This is a genomic window from Runella zeae DSM 19591 (assembly GCF_000423565.1).
GTDB classification, from domain to species: domain Bacteria; phylum Bacteroidota; class Bacteroidia; order Cytophagales; family Spirosomataceae; genus Runella; species Runella zeae.
Window position 1 is genome coordinate 477,834 of record NZ_AUIF01000003.1, and the last position, 19,130, is coordinate 496,963.

A 19,130-nucleotide genomic window follows, 5' to 3' on the forward strand; every position below is an offset into this window, starting at 1 on the left:
ATTTTTAGGTACTTTGGTGATTGACAATGTACAACTCCTATGACCGAAATTAATCAAACCCTTACGGCAAAAGACAAACTTTCGCTTTTTACAAGGGCATGGAACGTAGAGAATCCAAAAGCCCTCATTGCGTTGATTCACGGATTTGGCGAACACAGTGGTCGCTATACTCACTTTGCTGATTTTTTTAATAAAAGCGGCTATTCGATCTATGCACTTGATAATCGTGGACATGGCAAAAGTGAAGGTAAACGTGGACATACGCCTAAGTATGAGGCATATCTGGACGACATTGAGGTGTTTTTGGAGTATGTTCATGCCCAAAACAAAAACACAGAAATTTATCTTTATGGGCATTCGATGGGGGGCAATTTGGTTCTCAATTATCTCCTTCGTCGCAAGCCTTCCGTCAAAGGAGTGATTGTAACGGGGCCGTGGATACAATTGGCTTTTGAACCCAAGCCGATTTTGGTCACTATGGGTAAGTTGATGCGTTCGATTGTACCCACCTTTACCCAAAGCAGCGGCCTTCAGCAAGAACACATCTCCAAAGACGCCAAAGTAGTAGAAGCTTACAAACAAGACCCTCTCGTACATGGAAACATTTCGGCGGCGGCGAGCTTGGGATTATTGGAAGCTGCTTCTTTCTTGAATACTTATGAAGGTGAAGTGCCTGTACCACTACTGATTATGCACGGCGAAGACGACTTGATTACTTCTCAGCCTGCTAGTGAGGCATTTGCAAAACGACTAAAAGGTAAAGTGACCTACAAAAAATGGGAAGGGATGTATCATGAAATACATAATGAACCTCAGCAACTAGAAGTCTTTAATTACACCTTAGGCTGGCTGGAAGCTATTGGATAAAAAAAAGGCGTAATTGTTTAGCTTATATGTTTTGCGTCAGAGACGCAGTGCCATTTTTGCCCCAAATGATAGTTTGGTGCAATTACACAGCTCGTCCCGACAAGATGTCGGGACGCAATCGGCATAAAGTCTCTGACTTTATTCGGTATAGGCATTATTGGTAATGGCTCGCTACTAGGCCAAAGCTTTTCGGCAATAATAACCTGCTAAGCCCGAAAACCCTCCGACAATTCCTCCAATCAGACCTGTGACTGTAATCAGCAAAAAGGCATTAGGAAGTTTGAAAATATCAGCGATTTTTTGGCTAATGATGCCTTCATTAGCGATGTTTTGAAAAGTAGCAAAACCTATCCATAAGGTAGTGATGGCGAGAAATGCCACTCCAAATGCACTAGCTGCTTTGGAAGATTTCCAAAAGCAAAGCGCAAAACAAACGAGCGCCATCAACCACCATGGCCCCAAAAACTGGGCAATGGCGCTTAGTAAGATAATGAGAATATATAACATGGGATTGTTCAAGGTTGGATTAAGAAAAATGTACTTTATTTCTTCAACAAAGTTTCAGCAACGATTTTGGGGTGTTTTTCATCCTTTGATTTCAAAAACACCAGCTCATTAAGCTCTCCCTTGGCCCATTTGTCAATCATGTTATCATAGAGAGCACTGCCCGGATTGCCCGATTGTCCGCCTGGGTAAAGTCCGTATGCTTTCGGCCAAGATTTATCAAGCTCAACCACCATTCTCCACGAAGGCCCATGTCCTTCTTTGGTCGCATTGACGATATTGCCACCACCACCATTGTACACGCCTTTTCGAGAAAATGCCGAAAACAAAGGCACTAAGTGCTTGATGGTAGTATTTTTGGCTATGCCCCAATTCCAAGTAGCTGGATTGATAGGGCCGTGTTTTGCAGCCAACGAATCGAGCGTTGCCTTAAAAGACGTAATTACTATTTCGTTAGCAGTTTCCACTTTATTGGGCGTACGATTATCATCAAACCATTTGGCGGTAGGTTGTTTTTGAAGCATTGCCCAAGTACGGTCGCGCGTGGGAAGCAGCATTGGTTTTTTGGGGTCTTGCGAAGGGAAATCATCTTCCCAGATAGCAAGTCTCAATTCACGCACCCAACGTTCAAAAATCGTAGCGCCCATTTGGTCAGGGTCATTTTTGAGGTTCCATTTTGCCAGTATTTCATAGCCTTGATTGGATTTCAGGGAAGGGTCGGTAGCCAATATCTTCAACAAATCTGGCAAAATACGCCGTGCCTCAACGTTGAAGTTATCGTTTTGCATCAAACGGAGACTATCGACGGTAGCTTTTTGCATAGAAGCCAGCATTTCGTTGATACGAATCCCCCGCTCGGCAGGCGCAAATTTCCACCCTAAATAGTAAGGATACGTAAGATCGGCAGGAAACTGATTGGCCGAACTGACAAAGCCTCGTTGTGGGTTACGCACATAAGGTGTTTGTTCTACAGGAATCCACGCCCGCCAATCGTGCAGGGGATTAGACCCATCCAAAATAAATTTTCCTTGCTCTTTCCATTTCAATGGCAAATGCCCTGCCGAAGTAATCGCTATGTCGTTTTGGTTACTTGCAAAAACCACGTTAAAAGCAGGCGAAGCCAAAAATGGCAAAATTGCTCGATAATCTTCGTAATTTTTGCCACGATTGATGAGATAAAGAGCTTTTAAGGAATTGCCCTGAGCCACGGGGCCTACCCACGTAAGCGCGTGACCTACAGGCGTATCATTAAAAAAGGGCTTTTGGCCTTCATCATACATGATAGGCCCATGATGCGTATAATGTACTGTATCTTGGAGAATAGTAGCCGAACCTTTTACTTTGAATTCATTGATTTTGGCAGTCACGGGGCGCCATCCACCATCATATTGATATTCTTTGCGGGTCGCATCTTTGAATTTAATTTGGTAAAAATCAAAGACATCCGAACCTACGTTGGTCATCCCCCAGGCAATATCTTTGTTGAAACCAATCCCAATACCCGGCCATCCCGGTACACATACCCCATATACATTGACACTAGGAGAAACCAGCTGCATCTGATACCAAATAGAAGGAAGCGAAAGCCCTAAATGAGGGTCGTTGGAGAGGAGAGGCAGCCCCGTAGCGGTTCGTGAACCATGAACGGCCCAATTGTTGGAGCCTATGCCGGGGTTTTCGGCCTCGATAGAAAGGCGTGCATTTACCGAAGCTTGGAGCATCTCGGGGACTTTGGGAACCGCTACTGGTACAAAATCCCATTTCGTTCCTACCGGAACTATAGGCGACTCTTCTACGGGATAGTCCGGAAACACATCATCGATAGTGGCTTTGCCGTATTTCGAAAGTGCATTTGACATCATATAGTCGTCAGAGCGCGCGTTCATATCCTTACGCATTACCATCTCTACAAGAGCTGTTTTTAGGGGAGACCAAGCCTCGGGCTTATAGCCTAGTATTTTGTATTCGATAGCGTAGTCTTTGTACGTAAGTTGGTCGATGTAGGCATTAACCCCAGCTGCGTACGATTCTGCAATCATCTTGGAGGTAGGGTCATGCATGAGGGCTTCTGCGATTTTTTCGGCACCTTCGGGGAGCTGTAATCGTCGATTGTATTTGTCAAAATCCAAGGCCAAAGGCCCCATCACTTCGCTCAATCGACCAGCCGCCACTCGACTATAAAAATCCATTTGCCAGAGTCGGTCTTGTGCCAATACATACCCTTGGGCAAAATATAAATCTTCGTCATTTTGGGCAAAAATATGTGGCACTCCATTGTCATCGTATTTGACAATAACCTCATTTTTCAACCCAGCGAGGGTGAGTTGAGAAGGTGCACTTTTGTTGTGATTTTCAGCATTTTGCCAAAAACCCGAAAAGGGATTAAAAAACGGACCTAAAGCAGGCGCAGGACCTAGCGGGCGATTTAGCACAAAAAGTAATCCAGTTACTACCGCCAAACTCAATAAAGCACGTAAGTATTTCATCAAAAAGTTAGGAAATGATTTTGGTATTTTATTACGAAAAAGTAGGCTTTAAAACGTGCAATTTAGAATAAAACTAAAAGGTGTTTTATTCTGAACCCAAAAAAATATTTAAATTGGAAGTGACATTTTATTATTTTTTCGATTCAAAAATGAATACTGAATCAAAATTTTCAGACAAACACCTAATCCAAGCCCTAAAAGCAGGAGATGAAAAAGCTTTGGGGGTGTTTTACCGTGAAAATTTTGGAAAAATAGCCCATTTGGTATTGAAAAACAATGGTACTAGCGAAGATGCCAAAGATATCTACCAGGAAGGAATGATAGAAGTAATCACCCAAGTACGGGCTGGTAAACTGGATGTCCTGACGAGCAAACTTTCTACTTATTTGTATGCAGTCTGTCATCATAAGTGGATAGATAAATTACGCCAACAAAACAAGGTAACTGACCTGACATGGGAGTTGGAAGAAGAAGCGGTAGTGATATTAGAAGAAGAACCTTACGAACAAGCCTTGGAAGTAGTAATGAGTCAAATTGGCCAGAAGTGTCAAGAATTATTACGTGCTTTTTATTATGAAAAATTACCAATGAATCAGATTGCGTGGCGGTTGGGATTTAAAGATGATAATTCGGCCAAAAGCCAGAAAAACAAATGCATGGACAAAGCTCGCGAGTTGGCTAAAGAAATCTTGAGAACATTTAATCGCTAAAATGCCATGATAAATGATGAAAATAAAACAGAGCAGATTGATCGGTATTTAGATGAGGAAATGATGCCTGCTGAAAAGGTGATTTTTGAAAAACTTATCAATGAACAGCAAGAATTGCGCCGCGAAGTAGAAGCCCAAAAAGCGATAAGAGCTTACTTGAATAAGCAAGGTGAAAAGGCTGAATTACGACGCCTTATGGAAGACTTTCATCAATCAATAAACCAGTCTCAAAGAGAGGAATTGAAGCAAACCAAAAAAATAGATTGGACTTATTGGGCAGTAGCCGCTTCTATTGTATTGGCGATTGTGAGTACTTGGCTGATTGTAAAGGAAAACAACTTACCTTCCGACAAAACCGAAATAAGAACTGGTAACCAAACGGAGGTGTTTGCGATTACGATGCTGGTATGGGAAACCAACAATGATAAACGCATCAAAAAACAAGAAACAAAAATAAATACTGTTATCATCAACGACCTCACGCACCGCTTTCATTATCGATTTACGAATACCTTAGAATTGTACTGGAACCCTCTTCCTAAACCACGTCCCCAAATTAGTTTGGAATATGACAACGACACTCGTCGCTATAAACTGTGGATAGACAAACGCCCTTATTTTATCCAAAAAACAGACAGTATCTTACCTTTGTGATAGTAATATAGTTAGTGATAACTATTGCCCTACTTTCTGATAATCAATACCTTCGCTGATAGTATATCAGGGCAGAATATTTGCCTTTCGTTCCAATAGTTTATGAAAACTCAAACGCTTCGGATTGGCCGTAAGCCCGACAATGATATTGTAATTGATGACCCTAGCGTGAGTGGGTATCATGCTGTGGCTACATTACAACCCTCTGGACAATGGCTCTTAGAAGATAATCATTCGACCAATGGGACTTTTATAGATGATTTGCGCGTCCGAAAAGCGATGATAAATCTCAAGTCCTCAATCATCATCGGAAAAGTGCCCTTGGAGGTCACAAAACTCTTTCGATTTCATAAAGATACTGATGATTTTAGGACTGAGTTTGAGGCACTCAAGCCAGTGTGGGAAGAAATTGAACAAATCAAAAAGACGATTACTCAAAAACAGAAAAATGCTGATTTGGTACAAGCTTTACCTTATGTGGGGAGGCTAATTGTGGTAGCCTTTGAAAATCAATTTGAGGTCAATCTCTATCGCGAAAAGTTGAAGAATATATTTCGTAAATGGGTTTGCCCCAAATGTCAACAGCCATTGAGGGATTATGATTGGTTGTCGTGGGATGACTGCGAACGTCTTAAAAACTGTCCTCGGTGTAAGGCTAAATGGTTTTGAAAAAAAATAAAAAAAATTGGGTGACCTTCGGTAGCAGCATACGATAAAGAGGTAGAAGTGTCAGAAAGTGATTTATCCAAACAATTTAAAAACCTTACAACCATGTCAGAGCAAACACACATCCTAGAAAGCGTAGCCATCAATACGGCCTCGTCAAAACCTACCGCCACCGTCATAGGCGGAGCCATCGCCACTGGCTTGGGGGCCGTCGCTATTGATGCCTATGCCGAAGAATCTTCTACTGTGGAAGAAACTCCAAACGACAAACCTCTTACCTCTACCGATACCTCCGCTGTAGTAGAAGAGTCGGTATCTACGCCTTCAGACAGTACCACCACGCCCTCTTCTTCTCCTCCTGTAAGTACCCCTGTCACGCTCATTCCAGACCATATTACGGTGGCCAATGCACCCGACCACTTGAGCTTTGGGGAAGCCTTTCAATTAGCGCGTCAAGATTTTGGGGCAGGGGCCTTGTTTGAATGGCGAGGAAATCTATATCATACTTATCATGCCGACGAATATGCTGCTTTATCTTCTGATGTAAAACAGCTTCATCAAGCGTTGTGGATTGCCGAATATTCACCCCTTAATCCCAACGGTATTGTTCCTGATGCAGAAGGACAGTTTGTAGTGATGAATATATCTCAAGCTCCCACCGATGAGCTTCCTACCGATATGTCAAGCCCTGATTCTAGTAATGACCCTTCTTCTGCCCCAGAAGAGTACGCCTACAATACCGAAGAAATAGCGGAAGATGAATATGACAACGACTATGACGGTATTGAGGATTTTATGAATCCTGAAGATTTGGCCTAGCAACTCCGAAGCATCTATACCCATGATAGTCACTTGCTCTTCGTGTAATGCGAGACTGCGTTTTAATGAAAAGGCGTTATCATCCGACAACCTTTCCATTCAGTGCGTTCGTTGTCATGAATTAATTCCAATCGTTCTCCCGTCAGGTTCTGCTCCCGATTTTGAGGAGCAGACCTTGATTCACCTTCCTGCCGAAGTAGGGTGGATCATCGTACATGATGAATATACCGAAGTCCAGACATTGCCTTTAACATTAGGGGTTCAGACCATTGGTCGAGCGTCGGTTTCTAAGCCATGCGAGGTCATGATTCAGACCCAAGACCGTTATATGAGCCGTCAACATTTGACCATAGAAGTTATAAAAACCAAAGAGGGAAGCTATAAGTATTGGCTTTCTGAACATCCCAGCTGTACCAATCCTACTTTTATAAATACTCACCCTCTCCAAAAAAGTACAACTCTTGAGATTATTGACGGTGCTACTCTTCAATTGGGCAAAACCAAAGTAGTCCTCAAAACCCTAAGTACCGCTCAAAATGCCCGTAAAGCAACGGAGGAAGTAGCTCATTCTGATTATCTACAAACCGTTTTATTCTAATTTTTTGGATATGAAGATTTTATTAAGTCCTCCACTTGGGTTGCATGAACAAGGCCAACGCGCCAATAATGAAGATAATCTTTACCCTTTGTTGGATAAAGTTTCTAATTCGGACACCCTCTTTTTGGTATGTGATGGAGTTGGCGGCACCGACCAAGGAGAAATCGCGAGTGCTATTGTTGCTCAGGCGGTAAGTAAATATATCTTAAATAAGAAGGCACTAACGCCATTACCCCAAATTATATACGAGGCAATAGCTCATGCAGAAACCCAGCTTCAAACTCACCAACAAGTAGAACCCTCCACCCAAGGTATGGCTACTACTCTGGCACTGTTGTTTTTGACGGATCTTGGAGCTACCATAGCTCATATCGGAGATAGCCGAGTGTATCACATCCGAAACGGGGTGATATTATGGCAAACTCAAGATCATAGCTATGTCAACGAACTTGTCAAATCGGGTATCATCACTTCCGTGGAAGCCCAGAGTCACCCCAAACGCAATATTATCACACGTGCCTTACAAGGAAGCCAAAGCAGTGTGTTGCCAGACTTACATCAAATCGAAGACATTGATGCGGGAGATTATTTTTTGTTGTGTACAGACGGAGTTTTGGAATCCTTCTCAGAAGCAGAACTCTTGGATATTGTTGGTAGCTCTCAATCCGACTCCCAAAAAATAGCCCATATTAGAGCAAAATGCCAGCTTCATAGTCGCGACAATTTTACGGCCTATCTTATCCCTATCCGTTCGGTTGAGCATTTGGCGGTGCAGCTTTTGTCTTCAGTACCTCCACCACGTCCTTCTCCTCAGCCTCTTGTCAAACAATGGATAATGGCCTTGGGAATAACAGCTTTGGTGCTTTTGGGGGCTGTGACTTGGCTACTATGGCCCAAAAACAATTCTCCACACAAGGTTAAGGTTACATCTTCCCCAGCAGCGATTGAAAACCCTCCGCCGCCTAAAATGAAGAAAAAAATCAAACAAATAGAGTGACCTAAGAGAGGTTGAAACGATAAAGAGTCAAATAAAACCTACAAAATCATGATGACTTACGATACATTTTTAAAACGCTACGAATTTGACACCCAAGACAAACGTGCCTTATTGGGAACAGGTGGATTTGCCTCGGTTTATAAAGCGTATGATACGGTTCAGAAGCGTCATGTGGCTATTAAAGTAGCTGAGGTAAAACACGAAAAATTTAACTTACAACACGAAAAACAACTTGTAGACGAGCTTGATTCGCACGAAAACATTGTTCGTTATGGCAATTGTTATCGATTTCAGTTCATGCCTATTCGTTATGATTTTGCTATCTTGAAATATTATGAAGATGGCAATCTCAATGATGTTTTGAAAAAATATAACTTGACGCTTCCCCAAAAACACCAGATTATCAAGGGGATTTTGGAAGGAGTAGCGCATCTTCATCGGCACCATATTATCCATCGGGATCTAAAACCCCAAAACATTCTGATGGAGCGCCAAGCTAAAGGATGGATTCCTAAACTAACCGACTTTGGATTGAGTAAACTTTCTGGTACCGATACTCATTCCATCGAAAACTCTGCCATTGGGCTTTCGATTGCCTATGCGGCACCCGAGCAAATACAAGCCCGCGACATTCGTCCCAACGTAGATTTGTGGGCAGTGGGTGTATGTGCCTATCATTTGCTAGTCGGCGAATTGCCCTTTGATGCTTCTCGTACCATAAGTCAAGAAAGCTGGAATATCGAAATTAGTAAATTGATTGTAAGTGGGCAGATTCCCGCTAAAATCAACACTGTACCCGAACCTTATCGTACGCTTATCAAAAAATGTTTGACCGCTGACAACGCAAAACGACCTCAAAAGGCAGACGAACTGCTCAGGCTGCTGGATGAAGAGACAAAAATAGAAAAAGTAGAGGACGAGCAAACAAAGCGTGTAGACCATGATTTGAGTGTAAAAGAAATGTTGGAAAAAGGGAATTCTCATTTTGAGGCTTCCTTGAGTATGGTTGGTTTTTTGAAAGAGCAAGCTTTGAAAGAAGCCGTCAAATACTACGAAGAAGTCTTAAAAATAGATGCCCAACATACCGAAGCCAAGAGAAAGCTAGAGAAGTGCCGGGCGGAACTGTTGGCTCCTGCCCTCCCTTTTAAAAAAAATAACTTCAAACGATACGGGGCTGTAACAGCGGTTATAGGCTTGATTCTGATTGGGTTCTATTATTGGAATTGGTACACCACTGGCAAAGAAGACATGAAATGGGTAAAAGCAACTTTTTATTCAACCATCCGATACGAAGACACAGCCAGAGTATATAAAGAAATGTTTTTGCGGATGGACAAGTACGCCAATACATGGCTTATGGACGATACCACCAACTATGCCTTAGGGCTATACTATGAAGAAGGAAGAGGCGGGGCTATCGCCAATATCGATAAAGCGATTGATTTTTATGAAAAGGTAGATGACTCCTATCCAGATGCTAATTTTAGAATTGGGTATATTTTTTTTAAAGGACTTGGCAACAAAATGCCAGATTCTGAAAAAGCTAAGAAGTATTTTGAGTTAGCTGCCAACAATGGGGTCGTTATTGCCAATAATTACCTCGGTTTGATATACCTTGAAGGTAATCACAAAGATTTTAAACTTGCTAAAAAGTACTTTGAAACGGCTTCTAGCAAAAATGAAAAATGGGGTCACTATAACTTAGGCTATATCTATGAACATGGATATGGCGTTACGGCAAGCCCTAGTCAAGCGGCTTATTATTATGAACTAGCAGCCAAACAAGGCATCCCAGACGCCCGAACTGCCTTAGCCCGAGTCCGACCTACTTCTTCTCCTTCTTATAGTTCTTATAATAAACCCAAAAACTCTGCTCAAAAACAACCGTTTGCGGCTTTGGATGGCTGGAATGCCATTAATTCTTTATTGAGAAAACGTTAAATCCAAAATCCATGAACACCTTGAAAAGCATCTTCATTTTTGTAATAGTAGCCAGCGGAATTTACTTAGGATACAAAGGACTCAAATCGGCTATCGCCAGCGATAGCACTCAGAAAGAGATTGGACAAACCTACGCAGTAATTGTAGGCGTGTCTGACTATCAGTATCTTACGTCAAGACCCTCGGTAGTATTACCCTCCGATCCCAATAGTTATGATTTGGAATATTGCGACGACGACGCCAATCTATTCTATGATTTTTTGAGGAGCCCACAAGGAGGAAGCGTTCCCCCCGAAAATATCGCCAAACTGCTAGATAAACAAGCTACTAAGGCCAATATAATAGCTCAGATGCGAAGCTTGTTTAGCAAATCTACCCCCAACGACCGTGTTATTTTTTATTTTACAGGTCATGGTACTTATCAAGTTTTATGTCCACACGATATGGATTCAGATGCTTCGAGTCTTCTTGAATACAATGCTATTGCAGGGACGTTTCGGGAATGCCGTGCCAAAGATCGGTTTTTTATTGCAGATGCTTGTAATACAGGGAGTATGAAAGTCCACAGCGATACGCAGGGCACTCCTGCCAATACCTCGCCTACCGACAAAAACATAGTAGCTTTTATGGCCTCTAAAGCCAATCAAAGCTCGCGCGAAAACCAACAGATTGGTCATGGGTATTTTACTTATTATTTGGACAAAGGGGCGCGAGGTGAGGCCGATAGTGACAAAAACGGAGTGGTAACCATCAAAGAATTATATGGTTTTGTAAGAGCAAATGTGATGAACATAACGGGGGCAAAAGTGACACCAAAAATGGAAAAAGACTATCAAACCCCCGTTATCTTCGGGAAGTTTTCGGATAGTTTGCCATTTTCTTATAGCGTAGCCACTCAATAGTTTTTATTCTTCTGTCAGAGTTGGAATTTTAATTTTGATAGGTTTGCTATCTTCTGCTTCTCCAAGCAAATACCCAAAGGGTTTGAGTGGCTCGATAGAATCAAAAATTACTTTTACAATCGCAGTGACAGGTAAGGCTAAAATCAAACCAGATAAGCCCCACAGTTGACCGCCCAAAATCAAAACAATCATAGACGCAAGGGGGTTGACACTTACCTTGGACCCTACGATATAAGGAGTAATAAAATTGCCTTCCAAAACCTGAATGACCCCAAAAACAGCCAAAACGCCCAGTGAATACATCGGAGAGTCAAGCGCTACGAGTGCCATCAAAGCCGGAAGCAAGGAACCAATCAACAATCCTATGTAGGGAATGAGGAGTAGACAGGAGGCAAAAAAACCAAAAAATATGGCATGAGGAACTCCCAGTAGCAACAACCCAGCCGAGTTGAGTACACCTACAATCAAAATCACCGATACTAATCCTACCAAATATCCTTGTACAACGGCATAGATACGTTTGATAGCTTGGTCGACACGCCTTTTGTGGCGGCTATCGAAAACTTTGTAAAAAAACTGCCGAAAGAAGTCTCGATAAAGCAAAAAGAAAAATACAAACAAAGGTACCAAAGCCGCTGAGGCCAAAGTGCCCGTAGTAGTAGCTACGGCTCCTGTCAGGATAGAAGCACTATTTTTGAGGGCTTCAGTAAGATACTTACGGCCTTCGGTGAGCTGTTTGCGGCGGCTCATGCCAAAATTGTCTGACAAAAAATCCTGCCCTTGGTCTATCCAGTAATTTGCTTTTTTCTCTAACCGAGGAAGCTCTTCACCAAAACTGATCACTTGAACGGATGCTAGATAAATAAGTCCTACCAAAGCGACGAAAAACAGTACTTGAGCAATGGTGATGGCTAAAATACGTGGGACGCGCCAACTTTCTAAAAATGCACAAATAGGATACAGCAATACCGCAAACAAGACCGAGAAAGTCAAGGGAACCAATGTCTCGCGCAGCATGTACAGAATATAAACGATAAGAATCGCAGAAAGTAGCCAAGCGGCTAATCGTACAGAAAAAGAGTATGACTTTTGCATTGATTTAAGGAAGAATCATAAATAGGACGAAAATTTAGAAATAAAACTGACGGTAAAAAATACAACACTCAAAATAAATGATGCAACAACTTTTGTGGTGGGCTTTTACGCTCCGAATCGCCTTGTGCGATTGTCATAATGAGAGAGCTAATGAGGGATTTAAAAGAGGAAAAAGTTTGTATAAAGTATCTCAACTTGGCCAGCTCCCTGAGCATATTCGAGAAACTTCGGGCTTGGTTTTGGGAAAAACATCGGACACGTTCTGGACTCATAATGATAGCGGCAATCCACCTGAGCTATACGAAGTTACTCAAAAAGGAGAAGTGATTTCGACCTTAAAATTGCCCCACCTCAAAAACACCGACTGGGAAGATTTGGCCAAAGACAACCAAGGGAATTTTTACATCGCCGACGTAGGCAACAATCAAAACAAACGTCGTGATTTACAGATTTATAAAGTGAATCAGCAAGCACCTCAGTCCAGTCAAACGATTCGCCTGAAGTATGCTGACCAAAAAGCCTATCCACCGGCGCCCAACGAGCGTAATTTTGATTGTGAAGCCTTGACTTGGCATCAAGGTATGCTTTACTTGTTTTCTAAAAATCGTAGCGAAAGCAATCGTTTTGTAAAACTATATACCCTTCCCGACAAAGAAGGAAGCTATGAAGTGGCACCTATCGATAGTGTTTATAGCAAAGCTATGGTAACTGCCGCTGACATAAGCCCCGACGGCAACACATTGGCTTTGCTTACCTACGGAAAGGTGCTGCTATTTGACATAAGCCAAGGACTGAATTTTCAAAAACCACTCTTATGTATCAAAATCGCTAAAGGTCAAGCAGAGGCCCTGGCTTTTGTGACGGCTACTGATTTTGTGATCACGAACGAGGGTAAAGGGAAGATGTATTTGGTGAAGAAAAAAAAGAAAAACTAACGCGCCACGGTTTCTGGCGCGTTAGACTCTTTATCAGTTATGATTTTTTTTCAGGGGGCAGCGAAAGGGTCTGATTGGGGTCATTGCCTTTGAGGTATTCTGGTAAGTTAAGGCCCGCCATGTTGAAAAGGTCGTTGAGAGGAGGAACCGACTTCATCATTCCTGAGATAAAATTGGCCGTGGTAGAGCCATCTGCGCCACCACCGGCATTGTCCCAAACCGTCACTTTGTCAATTTTGATATTTTTTACCGCTTCTACCTGAATCTTCACAAGCTCAGGAAGTTTCTCAATCAACAACAACTGGAAGGCTTTAGAAGGGTCGCCACCTGCCGCTTGTACTACGTCTTTATAACCTTCGGCTTGTTTGGTCAGGATTTCGTACAAACCTTTCGCTTCGGCTTCCATTTTGGCATAGATCGCATCGGCTTCCCCTTTGGCTCTTTCGCGGATGCGCTCGGCTTCGGCTTGTGCTTCGATGATGGCGCGCTGTTTGGCTACTTCGGCAGGTACGATGGTATTGGCCAATTGCGACGAGCGCTCTCTTTCGGCGCGGGCTGCTTCGGCTTTTTGCTCGGCCAAATATGACTCTTCAAGTGCTTTCGCTTGCTGTACTTTTTCGGCGGCATTGGCGCGTTTGTTGGCTTCGGCTTCTCGTTCGCGGCGAAGTGCGTCAGAGTTGGCAATGGTGATTTTGGCTTCGTTTTCACCCTGAACGGCCAATGAGTTGGCTTCCGAAATTTTGATACGTGTATCTTTTTCGGCTTCTGCTTTTCCGATAGCCTCGTCTCTCAAGGTAGCCGCGATTACGATTTCTTTGTCTTTTTTGGTTTGGGCGATTTGAATATCGCGTTCACGTTGGGTTTCGGCAATGCGCGTATCGCGGTCACGGTCGGCGGAGGCTTTTCCGATTTCCCCAATTTTTTCTTGCTCTGCTACGCTGATTTTGGCTTCGTTGATGGCTTTGGCCGCCGCCTCTTTTCCCAAAGCTTCGATGTAGCCCGATTCGTCGCGCAGGTCAGTTACGTTGACGTTGATTAGTTTTAAGCCTATTTTTTTCAATTCGGCTTCTACGTTTTGGGTGATATTGGTCAAAAACTTATCTCGGTCAGAGTTGATTTCTTCGATAGTCATGGTCGCAATCACCAAGCGTAGCTGACCAAACAAAATATCTTTGGCTAGTTCTTGAATATCTTGCATCGAAAGACCTAACAAACGCTCGGCGGCATTGTTCATGCTGTCGGCTTCGGTCGAAATCGCCACCGTAAACCGACACGGTACGTCGATACGGATGTTTTGGCGGCTGAGGGCATTGGTCAAGTTGGCTTCGATAGAAATGGGTTTTAAATCCAGAAAAGCATAATCTTGAATCACAGGCCATACAAAAGCCCCACCCCCGTGGATACAACGCGCCGAAGAAGTCGAACCGTCTTTGTCGGTACCAGTACGGCCATAAATGACCAATATTTTGTCGGAAGGGCAACGCTTATAGCGGGCCAAAAGCGCGGCGATAGTAGCAAAAATCACCACCGCAATCACGGCAATCGTAATCAAAGGACTCATAAGGAATACTTAGTTTTAGGGTTTATAGATAATTTTAGATTTTTTCGACCAGTAGTGCGCCAGCGGCAGTAGTTCCGACGATTTTTACCGAAGCCCCCGTAGGAATCGGGAAATCTTGGGACGTAACAGCATCCAATTCGCGTAGGGTATTTTGGAGGCTGATGTGTACCTTCCCATGACTTTTTTGTTGGGCAGGGATGGTAAGGTATACCTGTGCTGTCTTGCCAATGGCATTATCAAGCCGCATCGTATTGTCTTGGTTGAGACGTCGGATTTGCTTGATGATAAAAAAGAACAGCATCACTAAGCCTACGCCCACTCCGCAAGAGACCAGCACCAAAAGAGGCTTATTGGGAATAAGTTCATAAAAGCCCAGTCCCGTCCACCCAAATCCCAACAGAAAATGGATGAGATTGCGGAAGGTAAAAAGCTGAAGAGGCCCGCTCGTATGCGACAAGTCGCCGTCAAAGTCGGCATCCAAGCCATCGGAAGCATCGCTACCCACAAATGTCATGATGGTTTGAATCAAGAAAATCAGCGTAGCAGGCAAGGTAATGTACCAAAGCCCCTTGACGAAAGGTTCGGCGTTTTCTATAAAATCCATGAATAAGCTGCTAATGCAGTAGTTAAAGGTTAGAGGATATTGTCAAAATTAACAATACAAAGTTAAGACGACTAATCCCAAGGAAAGTAGTGATTTTAAGGCCGTGTCTTGTAATTTCGTGACGGTGCCTTGTAGAAGTGTGATGAGTGGCGAGGTAATGATTCCTAAAATCTCCTCCTCAAGCTAACCATCAAAAGATTGTGAAAGGGTTAGAAGGATAAAGGGAGTTGGCTTTCCTAAAATCTTCGATGAGCCGAAGCGTTAATTGGCGTTCTAACATATCTAACCATGAAAATTGAAAGTCAGATTTACAATTTTCATGGTTGTGAGCCAAGTGGGTTGTTTAATCTTAGCTAAGGTTTGATAAAATGCTTCTTTTTTACTGGATTCAAATACATTCTTTCTCCAAAAACCATTTCAAATAATCCTCCAACCAAGCGGCTAGGAAGTAGGGAGATTGAGGAGGCGATAGCTATTTTTAGTTGGTTTCTGTAACTAATTGTTTATCAGGGTTTTGTTTGATTTTATAGGTAAATTTATGGCTTTTTTGTTTGATTTAATAGGTAAATTTGGGCATTTTTTGTTCGATTTTATAGGTAAAATGCTTTGGCGCATGGCTAGGAGGGGAAGAGAGCGATGGGGAGGTGCTAAACCAATGAAGTATGTTTTAGATGCTAGCTTGTATATTTTTGATTAGAATATCCACAAGTAGCTGTTTATCAAGTATTTTTCCGTTGTCGATGACTGATTGTATAAGACTTCTTATTTCGTCAGACAGAAAAGATAAATTAAAGTTATCATACGTTTGGCTTAAATCATTCTCGATAGTTTTTAACCATGAAGATTCTATTTCACTCTTAGAATTAATACGTTTACGATATTCACTGACTCGCCAAAGGTTTAAAATTAGGCTGTAAATATCCTTCTGTTTCTTATCTAAAACGTATTCCTCAAATTTTAAATCATCAATAGTGCTGGCAATTTCTGAGTTGATTATGAATGGGATAGGTAAGTTACTATATAAAGGCTCTTCTTGATGCTTTTGTATTATTTCCTGCACAGTTCTATCTTCATCAATTGCTTTTTTGAGATCAGCTAAAAGAGACTTCTGTACTCTCATTCCATTTTGTTGAGCTATTCCTTCTATAACGGGTATAACAATTATGTAGTCTAATTCAAAATCGTGAAAAAATAAGGAAAGGTAACAGATTAAAGCCCAAAAATCCTCTTCCGAGATATTTTGCTTTTCTAAACTCATTGCACCAAAGGCAATGGTTATAAAATTTCCATCCTCTATCAATTTGTTCGGAAAATATAAAAGGAAGGGGCTTTCTAACTGGATTCCTTCAAGTTTCTCAATAAAATCTGATAGCATTTTTTTCTGCTTTTCTTGTTTCCACATTTTACAAGCATTTTTTGCAATCAGGACTGGGGTTCTCTCATTTTTAACAACCCAGTTTTCGTAAAAATATTCAAGTGCATTTTTAAAGCGATTATACCAAACATTTTCTTCAAGACACAAATTCAAAATTTCATCAGTAAAATAATTGCGAGAAATAGCACAATTTTTACCAAAACAATCTTGCATTACTTGTAGTCTTTGATAAGCATCTCGGAAATAATTTAGCACAAGATATTTAGTATGTGAGTCAGATTTCGATGAAAATAAATTTCTGAATTGACTGATGAAAGTTCCTAAGTCTCGATTCCAATCCTGTAATGGTTTTTCATCGTAACGTTTATCTTTAGTACGGATTAAATTATAATTATCTTGGATAAATGGAGCTTGTAAATTTTGTTTATCTCTCTGTAAATAGACGTCTTTTTTTTGGTCTAATTGTGAAGCATCGGTCTCAAATCTACTTTTTTTGTTTTCGAGTACATCTTCTAACGTTCGGCAAGCTATTTTGACAAAATCAAGTCCTGACTCTCTTAATTCTTTCCAATATTTTTGCCATTCATAAGCTGATTGAGCAGCATATTTTGCTTCTATTTGACTCATAAATAACTGATTTGTTCTAACTTTGTAATCATCATAAAATGTTTTATGCGTGAATGTTTTTTCAGAATCTATAGTGCTGTAGTAAGCTATGCGTTCGTTTGGAAAAGGAAAGACAATTGCTCTACTGGTATATTTTTCAAAATGAGGTAAAAGTCTCATTAATAAATCAAGCCTTTTTACACTCTGGCTATTAGTATCAATTTCATTAGGGTCTATCAAATATTCAATATGAATCGAATCATCGTTGCTAATTTCTACAGTTGGAGTGTCTGTTTGTTGTTTGTAAAGGCTTATCAGCCAATTTTGGTTTTGAATAGCAAAGTCTTCAAAATCAATAATCTTCAATTTTCCTAAGTCTGATAATAGAGGTGCGATTTGTTCTAAGGAGTTAGATTCAAGGCATTTATGAATATCAATTTGAAGATAACTTCGGAAGTTTTGAACAGGTAAGTGAATCATTTCTAACCACCTTATTAGACTATTTAGCCCGATTAAATTTATATCAATACTTGGTAACTGTGAAAATATTTGATGACATAGTAGGCTAAAATCGGTATTTTCGATGAAAAACTGAGATAATTGCCCTGTCTTACTTTCTATATTTTTGACTTTGGGTATAAAATCACTGATTTCGTTAAATGAGTCTTTTGGTGGATAAGGTACTACCATCATCATGAATAGTATAAAACCTCCATGCTGAAAGGCATCATCAAAAGTGGTTTTATTATCAAGCCAATAACGCAGAACAGCATTAACATACAACCCACTTAGGGCATTTGAAATAGCAGTATATGATTGTGATGAAAGTTGGGCAGCTATTTTTTTATATAATTCTTCGCGATGATATGAGCTAGGCAATAAATTAGGGAAAAAAGCAAAAAAGCTCCCTACTTCATTTTCATCTACCAAATTTAAAAACTGGAGAATAGTATCAGACGGGTCTCGAAAAAGAAGTTTTAAAAGATGTTCAGAGCGTATAGGATGTAATCCTTCGATTACCTGTTCTGAAAATTTAATAGCATATTCTTTCTCTATCTCATCAAGTAACTCGTATTTATCTCCTTGGATACCGGTAATTTGTTCAATACAAGTCAATAATTTGTTGGTTTCTAGTCTAATGTTACAACAATCAGCTAACGCTACAAGCCGAAGGATTTCTTTTTTTGCTTTATTATCGATATCATCCCGCATAGTTTTTAACTGCTCTTTGAGGCGAGTTTCAAGCATCTGACCCTGAGTAAGATAATAAATATATTCAATAAGCAAGTTATGGCCTTCTATTTGTTCCCAAGCAGGTTCAAAAGTTGTTACATGAGGGGCTAATAGATTCGGTTTCTCTTTTTGAAACTTAGTAAATATTTCCTTTGCTTCTTGATAGGATAGAGCTATTTCGACAATATCTTGTTTTAAGCGGTGAGTTTCCGAACCGAATCGAAACCAATCTTCTTCTCGAGCCGTGATGATTATCTTTGCAGGAATCGTGAAAAGTCGGCTTGCTAATTCAGCCCAATCTTTGAATTTGCTGCTAAGTCCATCTATAACAATGATTGGTATTTCACCCAAAACTTGAGTAAGGGTTTCAATATGAATTAGTAATGAACCAACTTGGTTTTCGCCTTGACAAGTATGAATTTGATAAATAGAGTGTCCTTTTTTAGAATAGTATTCTGCTACCTGCCAAGCGAGCGTTGATTGGGCGCAAACCAAATTGTCGTTTGAGTGTATTTTGTATCTTTGAATTATTTTTTAGCAAAAACCGAACAAATCAATGACAGAATCAGAATTTATA

General features: G+C 41.2%; 16 protein-coding genes. 10 read left to right on the top strand and 6 right to left on the bottom strand.

Annotated elements, in window-relative coordinates; genetic code table 11:
- Positions 1-39: 39 nt before the first annotated feature.
- Positions 40-867, top strand: coding sequence for an alpha/beta hydrolase (locus G563_RS0102040; protein ID WP_028663831.1), 828 nt, complete (start codon positions 40-42; stop codon positions 865-867).
- A 174-nt stretch (positions 868-1,041) separates the two neighbouring features.
- On the opposite strand, the gene G563_RS0102045 is transcribed toward G563_RS0102040, so the two are convergent.
- Positions 1,042-1,374: a hypothetical protein gene (locus G563_RS0102045; RefSeq protein WP_028663832.1), complete on the bottom strand. Its 333-nt coding sequence runs from the start codon at positions 1,372-1,374 to the stop codon at positions 1,042-1,044.
- A gap of 35 nt (positions 1,375-1,409) precedes the next feature.
- Complete coding sequence (locus G563_RS0102050; RefSeq protein WP_028663833.1) at positions 1,410-3,857, bottom strand: penicillin acylase family protein; 2,448 nt, start codon at positions 3,855-3,857, stop codon at positions 1,410-1,412.
- A gap of 149 nt (positions 3,858-4,006) precedes the next feature.
- On the opposite strand from G563_RS0102050, the gene G563_RS0102055 reads away from it, so the two are divergent.
- From G563_RS0102055 to G563_RS0102090, 8 genes are all read left to right on the top strand, one after another.
- Entirely contained in the window at positions 4,007-4,567 is a 561-nt protein-coding gene (locus G563_RS0102055) for an RNA polymerase sigma factor (protein WP_157585005.1), read from the top strand.
- Positions 4,568-4,573: 6 nt separating this feature from the next.
- Positions 4,574-5,221: an anti-sigma factor gene (locus tag G563_RS0102060; protein WP_028663835.1), complete on the top strand. Its 648-nt coding sequence runs from the start codon at positions 4,574-4,576 to the stop codon at positions 5,219-5,221.
- Positions 5,222-5,323: 102 nt separating this feature from the next.
- Entirely contained in the window at positions 5,324-5,890 is a 567-nt protein-coding gene (locus G563_RS33505) for an FHA domain-containing protein (protein ID WP_037325766.1), read from the top strand.
- Between the two features lie 102 nt (positions 5,891-5,992).
- Positions 5,993-6,706: a hypothetical protein gene (locus tag G563_RS0102070; RefSeq protein ID WP_028663836.1), complete on the top strand. Its 714-nt coding sequence runs from the start codon at positions 5,993-5,995 to the stop codon at positions 6,704-6,706.
- 22 nt (positions 6,707-6,728) lie between these two features.
- Entirely contained in the window at positions 6,729-7,304 is a 576-nt protein-coding gene (locus tag G563_RS0102075; RefSeq protein ID WP_084650732.1) for an FHA domain-containing protein, read from the top strand.
- Positions 7,305-7,314: 10 nt separating this feature from the next.
- Positions 7,315-8,301 carry a PP2C family protein-serine/threonine phosphatase gene (locus G563_RS33510; RefSeq protein ID WP_051210704.1) on the top strand — a complete coding sequence of 329 codons (987 nt, stop codon included), beginning with the start codon at positions 7,315-7,317 and terminating at the stop codon, positions 8,299-8,301.
- 48 nt (positions 8,302-8,349) lie between these two features.
- Entirely contained in the window at positions 8,350-10,242 is a 1,893-nt protein-coding gene (locus G563_RS36695) for a serine/threonine-protein kinase (protein WP_028663838.1), read from the top strand.
- Positions 10,243-10,253: 11 nt separating this feature from the next.
- A complete protein-coding gene (locus G563_RS0102090) occupies positions 10,254-11,144 on the top strand; it encodes a caspase family protein (RefSeq protein WP_028663839.1) in 891 nt (296 codons plus the stop codon).
- A 3-nt stretch (positions 11,145-11,147) separates the two neighbouring features.
- On the opposite strand, the gene G563_RS0102095 is transcribed toward G563_RS0102090, so the two are convergent.
- The gene (locus G563_RS0102095) at positions 11,148-12,239 is read right to left on the bottom strand and encodes an AI-2E family transporter (RefSeq protein WP_028663840.1); all 1,092 of its coding nucleotides are present in this window, start codon (positions 12,237-12,239) and stop codon (positions 11,148-11,150) included.
- Positions 12,240-12,316: 77 nt separating this feature from the next.
- Here G563_RS0102095 and G563_RS0102100 point away from each other — a divergent pair, with 77 nt between their 5' ends.
- A complete protein-coding gene (locus tag G563_RS0102100) occupies positions 12,317-13,174 on the top strand; it encodes an SdiA-regulated domain-containing protein (RefSeq protein WP_028663841.1) in 858 nt (285 codons plus the stop codon).
- Between the two features lie 37 nt (positions 13,175-13,211).
- Here the strand turns inward: G563_RS0102100 and G563_RS0102105 are convergent, their stop codons facing one another.
- From G563_RS0102105 to G563_RS0102120, 3 genes are all read right to left on the bottom strand, one after another.
- Positions 13,212-14,735, bottom strand: a complete 1,524-nt coding sequence (locus G563_RS0102105) for a flotillin family protein (RefSeq protein WP_028663842.1) — start codon at positions 14,733-14,735, stop codon at positions 13,212-13,214.
- Between the two features lie 34 nt (positions 14,736-14,769).
- Positions 14,770-15,339 carry an NfeD family protein gene (locus G563_RS0102110; protein WP_028663843.1) on the bottom strand — a complete coding sequence of 190 codons (570 nt, stop codon included), beginning with the start codon at positions 15,337-15,339 and terminating at the stop codon, positions 14,770-14,772.
- 667 nt (positions 15,340-16,006) lie between these two features.
- A complete protein-coding gene (locus tag G563_RS0102120) occupies positions 16,007-19,048 on the bottom strand; it encodes a hypothetical protein (RefSeq protein ID WP_028663845.1) in 3,042 nt (1,013 codons plus the stop codon).
- Positions 19,049-19,130 lie beyond the last annotated feature (82 nt).

Bases quoted from the DNA above. Each gene is read 5' to 3' on its own strand.
- G563_RS0102040 (WP_028663831.1), top strand. From the start codon at position 40: ATGACCGAAATTAATCAAACCCTTACGGCAAAAGACAAACTTTCGCTT.
- G563_RS0102045 (WP_028663832.1), bottom strand. From the start codon at position 1,374: ATGTTATATATTCTCATTATCTTACTAAGCGCCATTGCCCAGTTTTTG.
- G563_RS0102050 (WP_028663833.1), bottom strand. From the start codon at position 3,857: ATGAAATACTTACGTGCTTTATTGAGTTTGGCGGTAGTAACTGGATTA.
- G563_RS0102055 (WP_157585005.1), top strand. From the start codon at position 4,007: ATGAATACTGAATCAAAATTTTCAGACAAACACCTAATCCAAGCCCTA.
- G563_RS0102060 (WP_028663835.1), top strand. From the start codon at position 4,574: ATGATAAATGATGAAAATAAAACAGAGCAGATTGATCGGTATTTAGAT.
- G563_RS33505 (WP_037325766.1), top strand. From the start codon at position 5,324: ATGAAAACTCAAACGCTTCGGATTGGCCGTAAGCCCGACAATGATATT.
- G563_RS0102070 (WP_028663836.1), top strand. From the start codon at position 5,993: ATGTCAGAGCAAACACACATCCTAGAAAGCGTAGCCATCAATACGGCC.
- G563_RS0102075 (WP_084650732.1), top strand. From the start codon at position 6,729: ATGATAGTCACTTGCTCTTCGTGTAATGCGAGACTGCGTTTTAATGAA.
- G563_RS33510 (WP_051210704.1), top strand. From the start codon at position 7,315: ATGAAGATTTTATTAAGTCCTCCACTTGGGTTGCATGAACAAGGCCAA.
- G563_RS36695 (WP_028663838.1), top strand. From the start codon at position 8,350: ATGATGACTTACGATACATTTTTAAAACGCTACGAATTTGACACCCAA.
- G563_RS0102090 (WP_028663839.1), top strand. From the start codon at position 10,254: ATGAACACCTTGAAAAGCATCTTCATTTTTGTAATAGTAGCCAGCGGA.
- G563_RS0102095 (WP_028663840.1), bottom strand. From the start codon at position 12,239: ATGCAAAAGTCATACTCTTTTTCTGTACGATTAGCCGCTTGGCTACTT.
- G563_RS0102100 (WP_028663841.1), top strand. From the start codon at position 12,317: ATGATGCAACAACTTTTGTGGTGGGCTTTTACGCTCCGAATCGCCTTG.
- G563_RS0102105 (WP_028663842.1), bottom strand. From the start codon at position 14,735: ATGAGTCCTTTGATTACGATTGCCGTGATTGCGGTGGTGATTTTTGCT.
- G563_RS0102110 (WP_028663843.1), bottom strand. From the start codon at position 15,339: ATGGATTTTATAGAAAACGCCGAACCTTTCGTCAAGGGGCTTTGGTAC.